This window comes from Escherichia sp. MOD1-EC5495 (assembly GCF_002965965.1).
Lineage (GTDB): Bacteria > Pseudomonadota > Gammaproteobacteria > Enterobacterales > Enterobacteriaceae > Escherichia > Escherichia ruysiae.
Genome location: NZ_PTRI01000013.1, coordinates 95,935 through 110,570 on the forward strand (window position 1 = coordinate 95,935; position 14,636 = coordinate 110,570).

The following is a 14,636-nucleotide window of genomic DNA, read 5'->3' on the forward strand; positions in this document are numbered from 1 at the left end:
AACCCCGGCAACCGTCGGGGTTTTTTATTTAAGCTGTGTAAATGCAGACAATTGTTTTCTGGCTTCGCTATTGGCTGCCTGCATCACCATCCACGGGCTGAACGCCCACGGCGTAGCATCAATACCGTGTAATACATCTGCTAAATCACACCATTGATAATCCATCACTTCATCATTGTTGGGCTGTAACTCGCTGATTACGCGAGCGGCAAATACCGGGCACACTTCATTTTCGACAATGCCACTCGGATCGGTGGCGCGATAGTGAAAGTCAGGATAGACCAGTTCTGGTGATGTTATTTCCACACCCAGTTCAAAGCGGCAACGGCGGATCACTGCGTCTTCGTTGCTTTCTCCCAGTTGTGGATGCCCACAAACCGAGTTTGTCCACACACCCGGCCATGCTTTTTTGCTCAGTGCGCGGCGGGTAACTAATAATTGCCCTTTGGCATTAAACAGCCAACTGGAGAACGCGAGATGTAAGGGGGTATTTGCCGTGTGTGCAGCATATTTTTCCAGTGTACCCGAAGGGACTCCCTGTGCATTCAGTAAAATGACGTGTTCCGTTTGCATAATTTCTCACATGTAATTCTAATCACTCGTCATTATAGATAACAGAAGTGTTAAATGATTAACCAAGTGAGCGTTTATCGACAACCGCCCGTTTTGAGCGGATGCCGACAGAGAAAGACCATTTAAAAAAGCAACATCATATATTTGAAGCGGCTTTCAATAGCCATTGCAACGCAGTCAGAAATGACAGGAATGGAGATCATTAAGAGTAATAACAGACTGAATATAGCGCGCATTAAAAGATTCATATTATTCTCCATGCTCATTTTTCTTCAGCTTGCGCATCAGAAGCCACATACGTACTGTCCTGACTTTTAGATCTTTATCAGAGACGGATTCCTTCACCAGGTCAGCATGATGCTGATAGCCATTAAAGAAGACGTTCAGCACAACGGCGCTAAGGGTTGCGAGCATAATGCCGCTATGCAGTAACGGTTGCAGTACGGCCGGTAATTTAGAAAAAAAATCGTGAGAAAGCGTCGGAGTCATGCCAACGCCGAGACTGATTGCCACAATATAAAGGTTGTAACGGTTGGTGGTGTAGTTACAGCGCGACAGAATCCGAATCCCTGTTGCCAGCACCATGCCGAACATCACCAGCCCCGCGCCGCCCAGCACAAATTGCGGAATGGAAGCCACCAGCACCGCCATTTTCGGCACCATGCCGAACAGAATTAAAATAATCCCCGAAGAAATACACACCCAGCGGCTATGAACGCGCGTCACGCTGACCAGACCGACGTTTTGTGAAAAAGATGTATGCGGAAAACTGTTAAACGTTCCGCCGATCATGGTTCCTACGCCATCCACGCGCAGCCCGCGAATAATGTCGTGCGAAGAGAGCTTACGACCGACTATTTCACCCAGTGCCAGGAACATCCCCATCGACTCAATAAATACGATGATGAGAACTGCGGTCATGGTCAAAATAGAAACGGGGTCGAAAATCGGCATACCAAACGACATCGGCGTAACAATCGCAAACCACGAAGCATCATGCAGCCCGGATAAATTGACTTCATTCATCATCCATGAAAGTAAAAAGCCAAAAACAATCCCCAGTAATACGGCAACATTGGACATAAAGCCTTTTGCATAGCGAGTAATAAGCAAGATGAAAATTAAGACTGCGAAGGAGATTCCTAAATAAACGGGATTACCATATTGCGGATTTCCTTTACCTCCCGCAGCCCAATCAATGCCCACCTGAATAATACTCAGCCCGATAGAGGTAATAACCACACCGGTAACCAGCGGTGGGAACAAAGGCATTAAGCGACCAATAAGCGGCGCTAATAATGTGGTGATAAATCCGGCTGCGATGGTTGCGCCAAAAATCCCCAGCAGCCCGATATCCGGGTTCATTCCGATAGCTATCATTGGCGTTACAGCTGCAAAGGTCACTGACATAATAACGGGCAGGCGAATCCCCATAAAACGACCGATGCCAATGCATTGCAAAAGTGTGACGATACCGCAGCAAAAGAGGTCGGAGCTAATAAGCATCGCTATCGCCTCTTTGGTAAGGCCGAGTCTGTCACCAATCATCAGTGGTACAGCGACTGCGCCTGCATACATCACAAGTACGTGTTGCAGACCGAGTATGATCAACTTTCCTGGTGATAATATGCGGTCAACCTCATCGGTGGGGCGGTCTTGCCCTGAAGATGAGGGAAGTTGGGAATCTATGGCGCTCATCAGTCATTCTCCTTTCGCTCGCCAGAGTGAAATGCAACCGTTTACGTTAATAAAACTGTTTAATGACATGCTCGTGGGATGCCAGTTTTAACGAGGAAGGGAAGTTATAGAATGGAAATGCGGAGGCAATCACATAATCCTGGTTAAACCAAGAAAATGAGAAAAGAATAAGACAATGGAATTATCTTTAATTTTCTCATATTGATATGTCTTTAATCATTCTGGCATGTTGCACTCTCGCATTTAATGCTTTTGAGTTGGATTACTCTGTTTTCAGCGATGGAGTTTAATTAATGAAAGCGGCACAGATTGAGGGGTAATAATTTGACCTCAGTCGCAAAATATCATTAAAGCGGACACGTTTTATAATATATGCCCGTTTATTGCATCGCGACATTTGAGAAGACATAACTCATCAAATGAAAGGGATGCAAATGAATAAGTTTATCGCTGCTGAAGCTGCGGAATGTATAGGCTGTCATGCCTGTGAAATTGCCTGTGCGGCGGCACACAATCAAGAAAACTGGCCGCAGAGCTACAGTGACTTTAGACCCCGTATTCACATTGTTGGGAAAGGCCTGCACGCGAATCCGGTGGCCTGTCATCATTGCAACAATGCCCCCTGCGTTACGGTTTGCCCGGTAAATGCTCTGACTTTCCAGCCTGATAGCGTACAACTGGACGAGCAAAAGTGTATTGGTTGTAAAAGATGCGCAATCGCTTGCCCCTTTGGCGTAATCGAGATGGTCGGTTCTATTGCGCAGAAATGCGACCTTTGTAACCAGCGCAGTTCCGGCGCGCAAGCCTGTATTGAGGTCTGCCCAACACAGGCGTTAAGGCTGATGGACGATAAAGGGTTACAGCAGATAAAGATGACCCGCCAGCGCAAAACGGCAGAAGGAAAGGCGTCATCAGATGCTCAGCCATCTCGCCGTGCAGCGTTGCTCCCCGTTAACCCGCGCAAAGGCGCAGAGAAAATTACAGCGAGCGAGCGGAAGACTCACTTTGGCGAAATCTATTGTGGACTGGATCCGCAACAAGCAACTTATGAGAGTGACCGCTGTGTTTATTGTGCCAAAAAAGCCAACTGTAACTGGCATTGTCCGTTGCATAACGCCATTCCGGATTACATCCATCTGGTACAGGAAGGGAAGATTATTGAAGCGGCAGAACTCTGCCACCAGACCAGCTCCTTACCAGAAATCTGCGGCAGGGTATGTCCGCAGGACCGGCTTTGTGAGGGTGCATGTACTTTGAAAGATCACTCTGGCGCAGTCTCTATCGGTAACCTGGAACGCTACATCACCGATACCGCGCTGGCGATGGGCTGGCGTCCCGATGTCAGCCAGGTCGTTCCGCGTATGGAACGGGTAGCTGTGATTGGTGCCGGGCCAGCAGGACTGGGGTGTGCCGATATCCTGGCGCGCGCCGGCGTTCATGTTGATGTCTTTGATCGCCATCCGGAAATCGGCGGTATGCTCACCTTTGGTATTCCTCCTTTCAAGCTCGATAAAGCGGTGTTAAGCCAGCGGCGGGAGATATTCACCGCGATGGGGATCGACTTTCATCTCAACTGTGAAATTGGTCGTGATATCTCTTTCAACGACTTAACGACAGAATATGACGCTGTTTTTCTTGGCGTGGGGACTTACGGGATGATGCGAGCGGATCTGCCGCATGAAGATGCGCCCGGTGTGATTCAGGCGCTACCGTTTCTGACCGCGCATACTCGCCAGTTGATGGGGCTGCCAGAGTCTGCAGAGTATCCGCTGACGGATGTAGAAGGTAAGCGAGTTGTCGTATTGGGGGGCGGCGATACAACAATGGATTGCCTGCGCACATCCATTCGCCTGAAGGCCGCCAGTGTGACCTGTGCTTATCGGCGTGATGAAGTCAGTATGCCCGGCTCGCGAAAAGAGGTGGTTAATGCGCGTGAGGAAGGCGTTGAGTTTCTGTTCAATGTTCAGCCGCAATATATCGCTCTTGATGATAACGGGCGCTTAAAGGCGGTGGGCTTGATTCGTACCGCAATGGGTGAGCCGGGGCCTGATGGTCGCCGTCGTCCACGTCCGGTGGCGGGATCTGAGTTTGAACTGCCCGCCGATGTGCTGATTATGGCCTTTGGCTTCCAGGCACATGCCATGCCGTGGTTGCAGGGCAGCGGCATTAAACTTGATAAATGGGGGCTGATAAAAACTGGCGATGCAGGGCATTTATCCACCCAGACGCATCTGAAAAAGGTTTTTGCCGGTGGTGATGCCGTTCATGGTGCGGATCTGGTCGTCACCGCAATGGCAGCAGGAAGACAGGCGGCACACGATATGTTAGCTATGTTTAATACGAAGGCATCGCGATGAAATCGTTAATTATCGTTAATCCAGCTGACTGTATTGGCTGCCGTACTTGCGAAGTGGCTTGCGTGGTCGCCCATCCGTTAGAACAGGAGTTGAATGCGAGTTTCTTTCTCCCACGTTTAAAAGTGCAGCGTCTGAACAACATTAGTGCGCCAGTGATGTGCCATCAGTGCGAAAACGCCCCTTGTGTTGGCGCTTGCCCCGTGCAGGCGCTGACGATGGGCGAACAGGTGGTACAGGCAAATTCTGCCCGCTGTATTGGCTGTCAGAGTTGTGTCAGTGCGTGCCCGTTTGGGATGATCACTGTTCAGTCTTTGCCCGGACATACTCGCCAACTCATCGTGAAATGCGATCTCTGTGAACAGCGGGAAGAGGGGCCAGCCTGCGTTGAATCTTGCCCAACGCAGGCGTTGCAGTTGATGACTGAGAGAGAACTCAGGCAAATCCGCCAGCAGCGTATTGCTGCCAGCGGCGAGAATCCTCTCTGATAGAAATCTCCGCGCTGAAAGGCGCGGAGAATCTCTTAAATAGCCCAACCACCAGCGTAAAACGCGACCAGGGCGACGGTAATGATAACCGTACCAATATTCAGTTTTTGCCATTCGCGAGCAAAGACGCGACCTACAACCAGCGTCACAAAGCCCAGCATAATACCGGTAACGATATTGCAGGTCAGGACGATGAACACGGCACACACCAGTCCGGCCATTGCATCAATAAAGTCGTTGAAATCCAGCTTCGAAACGTTGCTTAACATCAGTAGACCAACGTACATCAGTGCAGGGGCTGTGGCATACCCAGGGATCAGAAACGACAGCGGAGATAAAAACAGAATCAACAGGAACAATGCACCAACCACGGTAGCGGTCAAACCGGTTTTGCCTCCGGCGGCGGTTCCTGCCGCTGATTCGATATAAACTGCCGCAGGTGCCGCACCCACTAAACCGGAGAATATTGAGCTAACCGAGTCACTGGTCAGGGCTTTGCCACCGTTGATTATTTGGTTGTCTTTATCCAGCAGATTCGCCTGACCGGCTACTGCACGGATGGTGCCGGTGGCGTCAAACACAGCAGTCATCACTAATGCCAGTACACTCGGAAGTACGGTTGGCTGGAGCGCGCCCATAATATCCAGGCTGAAAATCAGAGATTTTCCATCTTCGCCAGTCAGACTCGGCATTGCCACCAGACCGTGGTATTTCACCGCCGGATCAAAAATTAAGCCGATGATCGAGATGGCGATAATGACCAACAAGATCCCACCAGGTACGCGGCACTTCTCCAGGCCGAAAATCACCGCTAATCCCAGCAAGCTCATCAGCACCGGGAAAGAGGTAAACGCCCCAAGCGCAACTGGTAAGCCTTCAATCGGGTTTTTGATGACCATACCTACGCCGTTAGCGGCAATCAGTAGCAGGAACAGACCAATACCGATACCTGTACCGTGCGCAATACCCATTGGTAAATTGCGTAAGATCCAGGTTCGCACGCCAGTTACGGAGATAGCGGTAAATATCAGCCCCATCAGAAAGACCGCCCCTAGTGCTACCGGAACGCTAATTTGTTGCCCAAGTACCAGGCTGAATGCAGTAAATGCTGTCAAGGAAATGGCGCAACCAATCGCCATTGGCAGGTTAGCCCATAACCCCATCAGCAGAGAGCCGAAGCCTGCGACCAGACAGGTGGCAACGAAGACCGCTGCGGGAGGAAAACCTGCTTTACCCAGCATTCCCGGCACTACGATAACGGAGTAAACCATAGCGAGGAATGTGGTCAGACCCGCCAGTACCTCCTGGCGAACGCTGCTGCCACGAGCGGTAATTTTAAAATAATTATCCAGCGCGCCCTGTGGCTTTGGTGCGTCCGGTGTTTGTAGGATGTCTCCAGACATAATGATGTCCTCACGAGGTTTATTATTAGTTACGTTCGTACACCAGACGACCATCAACGTAGGTGCGGTAGATAGAACGGTCATCGCCCAACGTCATCATCACGAACAATTTGTCGACTAAAGAAACAGAGTTGTCATAGCGCAGTTGCTGCAGCGGTGTGGCGGTAGGTTCCATCACCACGAAATCAGCCTCTTTGCCTGGTATAAAGTTGCCGATCAGATCGTCAAGCCCCAGAGATTTCGCGCCACCGAGCGTGGCAAGATAAAATGCTTCATATGCTGAGAGACGATAGCCCTGTAGCTGCAATACTTTGTAGGCTTCGTTCAGTGTTTGCAGCATGTTGAAGGTGGTTCCTGCGCCAATGTCAGTCCCCATGCCAACTTTGACTTTCTTATTCCATGCTTTTTTCAGGTTGAATAAGCCGCTGCCGAGATAAAGGTTGGAGGTTGGACAAAACGCGATGCTGGATTTAGTCTCGCTGAGACGATCCCACTCTTTTTCTTCCAGATGGACGCAGTGAGCAAAGACGCAGTTTTTACCTGTCAGGCCATACTGGTGATAAACATCCAGATAACCATCATGTTCAGGATAAAGCTCTTTCACCCAGGCAATTTCATCTTTGTTTTCACACAGATGGGTATGTATCCACGTATCGGGAAACTCTTCTTTCAGGCGTTGCGCCATTGCCATCTGTTCGGGAGATGAAGTCGGTGCGAAGCGCGGCGTAATGGCGTATAACAGACGTCCATTTTTGTGCCAGCGTTTGATCAGTTCTTTGCTTTGGTGATAGCTGCTTTCTGCGGTATCGAGCAGATAATCCGGCGCATTGCGATCCATCATCACCTTGCCGGCAATCATGCGCATATTGATATGACTGGCGGCTTCAAACAGCGCATCAACGGATTGCGGATGAACAGTCCCAAACACTAGCGCCGTGGTTGTGCCGTTGCGCAATAACTGTTTGATGAAAAATGCCGACATTTCGCGGGCATATTCTAAATCTTCATAACGACGCTCTGTGGGGAAGGTGTGTTTATTCAGCCATTCCAGCAACTGCTCGCCATAGGCACCGACCATTTCACTTTGCGGATAATGGATATGTGTATCGACAAAGCCCGGAACTATCAGTTTGCCGCGATAGTCGCGAACGCGAATGGTGTCAGGAATTTGATGCTTTCCGTCCTCCCATTTGCCAAACCACTCCACTTTCCCTTGTTTAATGAGTAGTAAACCATCCTCAATAAACCGCAGCGCAGAGGCGATCTCTTCCGGGTTATCGACTGTACGGGTGACATCAATAAAACTGCCTCGTACTGCTTTTAACGTGTGTTCTCCTGACATCATTGACTCCTTTACTTTTAATCCATCTCTTCCGCTGAGGTAATACCAGGCAGAACGTTTTCCTGTCGGTAGCCACCAGGGAGAATAATATTTAATAAAATCGCAGTTAACCCGCCTGCACAAATAGGGTTTTCAACTAATACATAAATAGAGGCAGGCAATATTTTAAAAATTTCGGGATCGTAGGAAACACCAAGACCTAAACCTAATGAGGTGGCGACGATAAGTGTTTCACGGCGTTTTAAGCCATTGGTGATAATGATGCGGATACCGGCAATGGCAATCATGGAAAACATTAACGTCATTGCGCCCCCCAGAACTGCCGAGGGGATAGTGGTGAAGAAGCCGCCGATCATCGGAAATAACCCGAGGATAACCAACATAACCGCGATGGTTCGCCCGACATAACGTGAAGCGACGCCAGTCATCTGAATAACCCCATTATTTTGCGCAAACGTGGTTAGCGGTAATGAACCGACAGCGGAGGCGATAACAGAGACCAGGCCATCTGCCAGCACGCCACCTTTCAGTCGTGACTGATATTCGTCACCCTGAATAGGACGGCGGGAAACCATTGCCGTGGCGGTGATATCGCCTACTGCCTCCAGTACGCTAAGCAGATAAATAGTGCCAACCACCAGGAACTGATGAAAGCTGAAACTAAACCCGTATTTGAACGGATGTGGGATAGTGATTAACGGCAGGTTGCGCATACTGCTGAAATCCACCATGCCAAGACATAACGACGCGATATAGCCGACGCAAAGCCCGATGGCGATCCCGCCCATGCGTAGCAACGGACTACGGCAGCAGTTAAAGCCGATCACCACAATCAAAACCAATAAACCAACGCCGAGATGTTCGTAATTGCCGAACGTACCGCTGCTTTTGGCTGCAAATCCACCGCCAAAATCGATAATGCCGACTTTAATCAGGCTTAAGCCGATCATCAGCACCACAATGCCGCTGACGGTGGGGGTGATAACCCGACGTAGATAAGGCAGGATAAAAGAAGAACCGACAACCAGAAATGCGCCGACGAAGGAAACGCCAAGCAGCGACGACATGATTAATTCTTCGTGGAAACCATCGCTTTTCATGCTGCTGCCCAGCGCAATCATGACGGTAACAAATGAAAAATTGACTGACTGAATGGAGAGTAAACCGGAACCCACGATGCCATAACGGTTTACCTGTAACCATGTTCCAATGCCGGAGGCGATCATCGCCATTGAAACCAGATAGGCGGTTGTTTCTGCGGAAAGTTGTAAGGCCGCACCCACAATTAATGCGGGAGTCACCATCGGAACGAAAATTGCCAACAGATGGGTAATTGCGCCAACAATAGCCTGATGAAAGGGAGGGCGATCCTCCAGTTCAAATATAAGGTCGGAACCTGCATGGTTTATATCAGACATCCCTTCACTCCTTTTAAAGTAAATTTGATCATCTGAATCAGTAAAATAAATACCCACGAATTTGGGGCGCAGGACGCCTTGAGAACGGCTTATCTCATTTTCGCAGTTACTATTTAGTCATCGTTCAAACAGAGAAACAGGCCGCAGAAGCGGTAACAGATTGTTGATAAATCGCGCTTTGTTCATGCCGGATGCGGCGTGAACGCCTTATCCGCCTACCAAATCATGCTAACTCAATATATTGCAGTCGACATGTAGGCCTGATAAGCGCAGCGCATCAGGCAATTTCGCATTTGTCAGCAATCCAGGCCGCCGAAGCGGCCATTTATTACTTATATTTTTTCCAGCGCGGTGAGTATTTTCTCCGGAGTGAAATGCCATTCGCGTAACCAGATGCCGCATGCATCGTGAATTGCGGTAGCAATCGCCGGAGCTGCGCCATTTACACCGATTTCCGAGATCGATTTTGCCCCGAACGGGCCGACTTTATCGTCGCTCGGCACCAACACAGCGCGGAAATCACGCGGAATGTCACCAATTTTCGGTGCGCCGTAACTGCGTAAATCGCGGGTTAACGGGTGACCTTCGGTGTCATAAATGATTTCTTCGCTCATACTGTGTCCGATAGCACGCAGGGTAGCGCCGTAGATTTGTCCCAACGCTAACTCCGGATTGACCGGCGTACCGCAATCCAGCAGGGCGTAGAATTTGTCCAGGCGGATTTCACCGGTACGCGTGTTAACGGCAACTTCGGCAAAGTTTGCGCCATACGGGAAGGCGAAATCAGGCGTGATGTAACTGGCTGTTCCCACCAGTGAACCAAAGCCAGTACCGGTTTCGCCTTTATGGGCAATATCCCCGAAACTCACTTCGCCTTTCTTACCGCGCACGACGCCCGGCGTTGCCAGTTGAACATCTTCCAGTGGCTCACCCAACATTTGTGCACCGTGGAACAGGATTTTCTCCCGCAGATTTTCCGCTGCCATACGTGCCGCGTTGCCTGAGAAGCAAGTACCGGATGAGGCATACGCGCCTTTATCAAACAGCGCATGGTCGGTGTCACCGGAGATAACATGCACGTCCTGCGGCGGGCAATGCAGCACTTCTGCCGCCAGTTTGGTCACCACAGTATCCAGACCAGTACCAATATCCGCACCGCCAGAATGAACGATAAAGGTACCGTCCGATTCCAGTTTGATCATGCAGTTAGCCTGATCGATATCCGGGATCCCCGATTTCTGCATGATAATGGCGACGCCGCGACCGATATGCCAGTCACCATTTTGCGGTTTCGGTGACGACCATTGGATCATCTCGCGACCCTGACGCAGGATCTCTTCCAGTGCGCAGCTGGCGGCGGAAGGAACAGCGGTCGGCGCTTTACCTTCACCGATTGCACCGAGAATTTTCAGCTCTTGCCCTTCGTGTACCCGGTTACGTTCGATAATTTCCAGTTGGTCGATCTGTAACTGTTCAGCCAGTTCCGCTAATGCCATGGTGATAGCGAAGTTACCTTTCGGTGCGCCATAACCCTGATAAGCACCATTTGGGCAAATGTTGCTGTAGTAGGTGGTGACCTGGAAATCGACGTTATCGCACGGATATAACGGCAGCGACAGCGCCGGTCCGTTACACGGTACGGTGAGTGAGTGGTTGCCGTAAGGGCCAGTGTTGGCGCGGAAATCCATCTTCACTGCCGTCAGGCGACCATCTTTTTTCGCTCCCAGTTTGACAGTGACTTTCGCGACGTGACGAGAAGTGTTGGCAATAAACTCTTCTTCACGGGTGTAGCGAAACAGCACCGGGCGCCCGGTTACGCAGGTTGCCCATGCGCACACTTCTTCCAACAGAATGTCTTGTTTAGAGCCGAAACCGCCGCCTACGCGTTCTTTAATGACATGAACTTTATGTTGTTTCATACCTACAAGGCGCGCAACCTGGCGGCGTAAGTGCCACGGTACTTGAGTGGAGGCGTGAATAACCAGCCGATCGCCATCCATACGGGTAAAGCAGATATGTGTTTCAGTCGGGCATTGCTGCGCCTGAGTTGAGTTATAGGTTCGCTCAATGATCACATCGGCATCGGCGAAGCCTTTATCCATATCGCCAATATGTCCATGAATACTGGCGGCGATATTTTTGCGTGGGCGAGAACCGATAGGGAAGTTAATGATCATATGCTCGCCGCGCTGGGCTGCATGACTGTTGTCATCTTCCAGAGTATCTGGCGCACCAGCGACATACACCACCGGTTCATCGTGCACGACAGGTGCATCTTCCGCCATTGCTTCGTCGATCGACATTACCGGTTTAAGCACTTCATATTCAACGTCAATGAGCTTCAGTGCTTCGAGCGCAATTTCTTCACTTTCAGCAACGACCGCAGCAACGCGATCGCCGACGTGACGCATTTTCTTGCCGAACATGCGGCGGTCAAGTGGTGACGGTTCCGGTGCGCTCTGACCACCAGGTGTGTAGTAGATGTCCGGGCAATTCAGGTGAGTAATAACGTGAACAACGCCCGGTAAAGCCTCGGCTTTGCTGACATCCAGATGGGTAATCAGTGCGTGAGCGTGTGGGCTACGTAACATTTTAATGACGCAGGCGTCAGCCGTTACGCGGTCTTCAACATAGCAGGGTTTCGCCTGCACCATTTTCGCGGCATCAGTTTTAGGATAATGCTTGCCAATGACTTCAAGGTCATCACGGAAAGTCGGAGCGATATCAATGGTGGCCTGCGGATTATTTTTACGCGCAACCGCCAGTTCAATGACCTGATAGTATTGTTGCCAGCCTGCATCGCGGCTGAACAGACCAGAAAGCGCGTCGTCGATCTCTTCGCGGGTAGGTGTGGCAATGCGATCGAGAAGATCGGTGATAATCAGAGCCGCAGCCGGATCGTTATAACCGGACTGCACCACGCCGACATCAACCATTGCCTGCTGAACCAGACTTAACTCGTTCCATTTGCCCAGTGATTCTGCGGTACGAATGTCTGCTTTTTCTAACTGTGCGGCAATAAGCAGGGATGCGTTGACGATATTACCGTTAAAGATAATTGCGTCAGAACCGGCAAAACCGAAACCATCATCACTGTTGCGTACAGAGTGCATTCCCATGTTAAACAACAGCTTTTGCACGTTTTCGCCAGGATTAACGGTTAGCGCCTGGGGCGCGCCATTTAAAGTAAAGTGGATAATCATACGGCTTCCTCCCCAGCCTGTTGGCAGTCGGCATACAGGTCGGCTACCAGAACTCCCGTGATATAGCGTTTATAGGCCACGCTGCCCCGCAAATCTTCCTGCGGGAAAATGGCGTTGGCGACGGCCTGCTCCAGTGCATTACCTTCCAGATTTTGTTTTTCGACATCGTGCAAACGCAGTGCTTTACTGGCGACGCCATCCAGCGCAATTCGCATACCGTCGTGGTCGGTTAACGCAACGGCCGCAGTCACCACCGTTAACCCAGCCTGGGAACGGCTAATTTTGCGAGTCGCGCAGGTGCGATACGGATCTTTAATGATGATTTCCGTCAGCAGACGATCGCATGGACAGGCCAGGTAGTCCTCGATTGACAGCGTTTCGCCGTTGCCAAAAACCAGTTCAGCATCCAGTGCCAGCAGGACGGGAAGCAGCACCGACTCTTCCTGCCGGGCGGCGATTTCACCACCAATGGTCGACTGATTACGAACATGGCGTGAGTAAACAAAACCGAGGGCTTCACGCAGTGCTGCAGGAATAAATCGCGCATCACGCAGTGGCTGCAAGCGAGACATTGCGCCAATCCGCAGTGCACCGTTATCCCAGTCAACCCAGTCCAGTTCCAGATCCTGTAAGGAAATGGCAATCTTTTTATCGGTACGGGTTGGTGTGGCGTTGAGTTTGCTGCCCCCGGCAAACCAGACTGCTTCATCCTGGTAGCGGCGCTTCAGTTCCAGCGCCTGTTCGACAGAGTCGGGTCTGAAAAATTGTTCAATCATCTTCTTTCCTTATTTAACCCTCTTCCCTGAAGGAAGAGGGTATCTGTCATTTATGCCAGCGCATCCATCCGACGCCACATACCGGCGGCGGCTTTTCTGGCTTGCGCATAAATGGAATCGCAATCGAAGTTAAACTGACGGTCTTCATAGACCATCACACCGTTGACCATCACGCTGTGAACGCTGCCTGAACCCATGCCGAAAGCGATATGACCGGCGATATTGTCCGCCAGCAACGGTGTTGGCGAGTTGTAATCGTAAATGGTTAAATCGGCTTTATAACCGGCTTCCAGCAGGCCGAATTTCGCACCAAAGTTGCGACTCATTAGTTCGTTGCCGTTAGTCAGGGCTTTGGCAAAACTGTCAGGCCACAGCGGACCACCAGCGTCACGATGTTTAAAGAAGGCGAATTTCATCTCTTCAAACATGTCTGAACCGATGCCGTCGGTTCCCAGCGCCAGATTGCGGATATCGCTAAGATGATGGTTGTAACCAACATGGTTATTCATGTTGGAGCGGGCGTTATGTACCAGGAACGCGTCATGCTGATTAAGCAGGGCGATATCCTCTTTCGACAGATACAGGCCGTGGGCGACCAGCGTTTTGCTATCGATAAGATCGAATTGCGCCAGCCGTGCCAGCAGATCTTTGCCGTACCAGTGGTGACTGTGAGAAACGTCGTAAAGATCTTCAGCAGCGTGAATGTGTAAACCACGCCCGGTGGCTTTTACGGCTTCGCGCAGCATTTCCAGACCTGCATCCGGCACAGTAAACGGCGCGTGAGCACCAATATGCGCTTCGACCAGATATGGCTCGGTAGCCGCTTTCTTCGCGTCGTCAATCTGACGGGCGAAACGGATGTTTTCTTCTACACCTTCCTGTAACTCTGTGATGCCGTTGTTACGGTCAGTGGTTTCAAAACAGGTCATCGCACGCAGGCCAACTTTTAAAAATGCGTTGCGCAGCGTCGAGAGCGACCCGCCGATATAAGCCGGGGAAGCATGGTGATCGATAACCGACGTGCATCCGCTCTTGATTGCTTCGAGTGAACAAATCAGCCCGCTGTAATAGAGCGACTCTTCATCAAGGGCGCGATCGAGTCGCCACCAGAGATTTTTCAGCGTTGAGATGAAATCCGGGCAGGGGGCGATGTTCGCCATAATTCCGCGCGAAAGTCCCGAGTAAAAATGGTTGTGCGAGCAGACAATCCCAGGCATCACAATCCGGCCATGCATCTCTTTGTAGCTGGCGTCAGGATAACGCTGCGTCAGAGCATCGCCGATCGCGACAATCACATCATTTTCGATGGCGATATCGACGCCTTCCTGCACTTTTGCCGGGTGTAACTGCACTGCGGTGACATTCTTCAGAATCAACATGA

Annotated in this window: 12 protein-coding genes; 3 read left to right on the forward strand and 9 right to left on the reverse strand. The window is 50.6% G+C overall.

Going from position 1 to position 14,636, the window contains the following annotated elements; translation table 11 throughout:
- Positions 1 to 24: 24 nt before the first annotated feature.
- Positions 25 to 573 (reverse strand): isopentenyl-diphosphate Delta-isomerase, encoded by a 549-nt coding sequence (gene idi / locus BEG40_RS12530; RefSeq protein WP_001192778.1) that lies wholly within the window; start codon positions 571 to 573, stop codon positions 25 to 27.
- A gap of 54 nt (positions 574 to 627) precedes the next feature.
- Between idi and BEG40_RS21745 the strand changes: the two genes are divergently transcribed.
- Complete coding sequence (locus BEG40_RS21745; protein ID WP_123056740.1) at positions 628 to 699, forward strand: hypothetical protein; 72 nt, start codon at positions 628 to 630, stop codon at positions 697 to 699.
- Here BEG40_RS21745 and yqfG read toward each other — a convergent pair.
- Entirely contained in the window at positions 696 to 821 is a 126-nt protein-coding gene (gene yqfG, locus BEG40_RS12535) for a protein YqfG (protein WP_016159664.1), read from the reverse strand. The genes BEG40_RS21745 and yqfG overlap by 4 nt on opposite strands.
- 1 nt (position 822) lies before the next feature.
- The gene (gene uacT, locus BEG40_RS12540; RefSeq protein ID WP_010347966.1) at positions 823 to 2,271 is read right to left on the reverse strand and encodes a urate/proton symporter UacT; all 1,449 of its coding nucleotides are present in this window, start codon (positions 2,269 to 2,271) and stop codon (positions 823 to 825) included.
- A 434-nt stretch (positions 2,272 to 2,705) separates the two neighbouring features.
- Here uacT and ygfT point away from each other — a divergent pair, with 434 nt between their 5' ends.
- Both ygfT and BEG40_RS12555 read left to right on the forward strand, forming a co-directional pair.
- Entirely contained in the window at positions 2,706 to 4,628 is a 1,923-nt protein-coding gene (ygfT, locus tag BEG40_RS12550; RefSeq protein ID WP_010349345.1) for a formate-dependent uric acid utilization protein YgfT, read from the forward strand.
- Positions 4,625 to 5,113, forward strand: coding sequence for a 4Fe-4S dicluster domain-containing protein (locus BEG40_RS12555; protein ID WP_016159662.1), 489 nt, complete (start codon positions 4,625 to 4,627; stop codon positions 5,111 to 5,113). The genes ygfT and BEG40_RS12555 overlap by 4 nt, the downstream gene beginning before the upstream one ends.
- Positions 5,114 to 5,148: 35 nt before the next feature.
- Here the strand turns inward: BEG40_RS12555 and ghxQ are convergent, their stop codons facing one another.
- The 6 genes from ghxQ to ssnA form a co-directional block, all read right to left on the reverse strand.
- Positions 5,149 to 6,516 (reverse strand): guanine/hypoxanthine transporter GhxQ, encoded by a 1,368-nt coding sequence (gene ghxQ, locus BEG40_RS12560; protein WP_000012142.1) that lies wholly within the window; start codon positions 6,514 to 6,516, stop codon positions 5,149 to 5,151.
- 25 nt (positions 6,517 to 6,541) lie between these two features.
- On the reverse strand, positions 6,542 to 7,858 hold the full coding sequence (gene guaD, locus BEG40_RS12565; protein WP_010349348.1) for a guanine deaminase: 1,317 nt from the start codon (positions 7,856 to 7,858) through the stop codon (positions 6,542 to 6,544).
- Between the two features lie 17 nt (positions 7,859 to 7,875).
- The gene (xanQ, locus tag BEG40_RS12570) at positions 7,876 to 9,276 is read right to left on the reverse strand and encodes a xanthine/proton symporter XanQ (protein ID WP_001280174.1); all 1,401 of its coding nucleotides are present in this window, start codon (positions 9,274 to 9,276) and stop codon (positions 7,876 to 7,878) included.
- Between the two features lie 332 nt (positions 9,277 to 9,608).
- Complete coding sequence (locus tag BEG40_RS12575) at positions 9,609 to 12,479, reverse strand: molybdopterin-dependent oxidoreductase Mo/Fe-S-binding subunit (RefSeq protein WP_105285499.1); 2,871 nt, start codon at positions 12,477 to 12,479, stop codon at positions 9,609 to 9,611.
- Positions 12,476 to 13,255 (reverse strand): molybdopterin-dependent oxidoreductase FAD-binding subunit, encoded by a 780-nt coding sequence (gene ygfM, locus BEG40_RS12580; protein WP_105285500.1) that lies wholly within the window; start codon positions 13,253 to 13,255, stop codon positions 12,476 to 12,478. The genes BEG40_RS12575 and ygfM overlap by 4 nt, the downstream gene beginning before the upstream one ends.
- A 50-nt stretch (positions 13,256 to 13,305) precedes the next feature.
- Positions 13,306 to 14,634: a putative aminohydrolase SsnA gene (ssnA, locus tag BEG40_RS12585; RefSeq protein WP_105285501.1), complete on the reverse strand. Its 1,329-nt coding sequence runs from the start codon at positions 14,632 to 14,634 to the stop codon at positions 13,306 to 13,308.
- Between the last annotated feature and the right edge of the window lie 2 nt (positions 14,635 to 14,636).

Coding starts and splice junctions, on each gene's coding strand:
- ygfT (WP_010349345.1), top strand. CDS start 2,706: ATGAATAAGTTTATCGCTGCTGAAGCTGCGGAATGTATAGGCTGTCAT.
- ssnA (WP_105285501.1), bottom strand. CDS start 14,634: ATGTTGATTCTGAAGAATGTCACCGCAGTGCAGTTACACCCGGCAAAA.
- guaD (WP_010349348.1), bottom strand. CDS start 7,858: ATGTCAGGAGAACACACGTTAAAAGCAGTACGAGGCAGTTTTATTGAT.
- idi (WP_001192778.1), bottom strand. CDS start 573: ATGCAAACGGAACACGTCATTTTACTGAATGCACAGGGAGTCCCTTCG.
- BEG40_RS12555 (WP_016159662.1), top strand. CDS start 4,625: ATGAAATCGTTAATTATCGTTAATCCAGCTGACTGTATTGGCTGCCGT.
- yqfG (WP_016159664.1), bottom strand. CDS start 821: ATGAATCTTTTAATGCGCGCTATATTCAGTCTGTTATTACTCTTAATG.
- BEG40_RS12575 (WP_105285499.1), bottom strand. CDS start 12,479: ATGATTATCCACTTTACTTTAAATGGCGCGCCCCAGGCGCTAACCGTT.
- ygfM (WP_105285500.1), bottom strand. CDS start 13,255: ATGATTGAACAATTTTTCAGACCCGACTCTGTCGAACAGGCGCTGGAA.
- xanQ (WP_001280174.1), bottom strand. CDS start 9,276: ATGTCTGATATAAACCATGCAGGTTCCGACCTTATATTTGAACTGGAG.
- uacT (WP_010347966.1), bottom strand. CDS start 2,271: ATGAGCGCCATAGATTCCCAACTTCCCTCATCTTCAGGGCAAGACCGC.
- ghxQ (WP_000012142.1), bottom strand. CDS start 6,516: ATGTCTGGAGACATCCTACAAACACCGGACGCACCAAAGCCACAGGGC.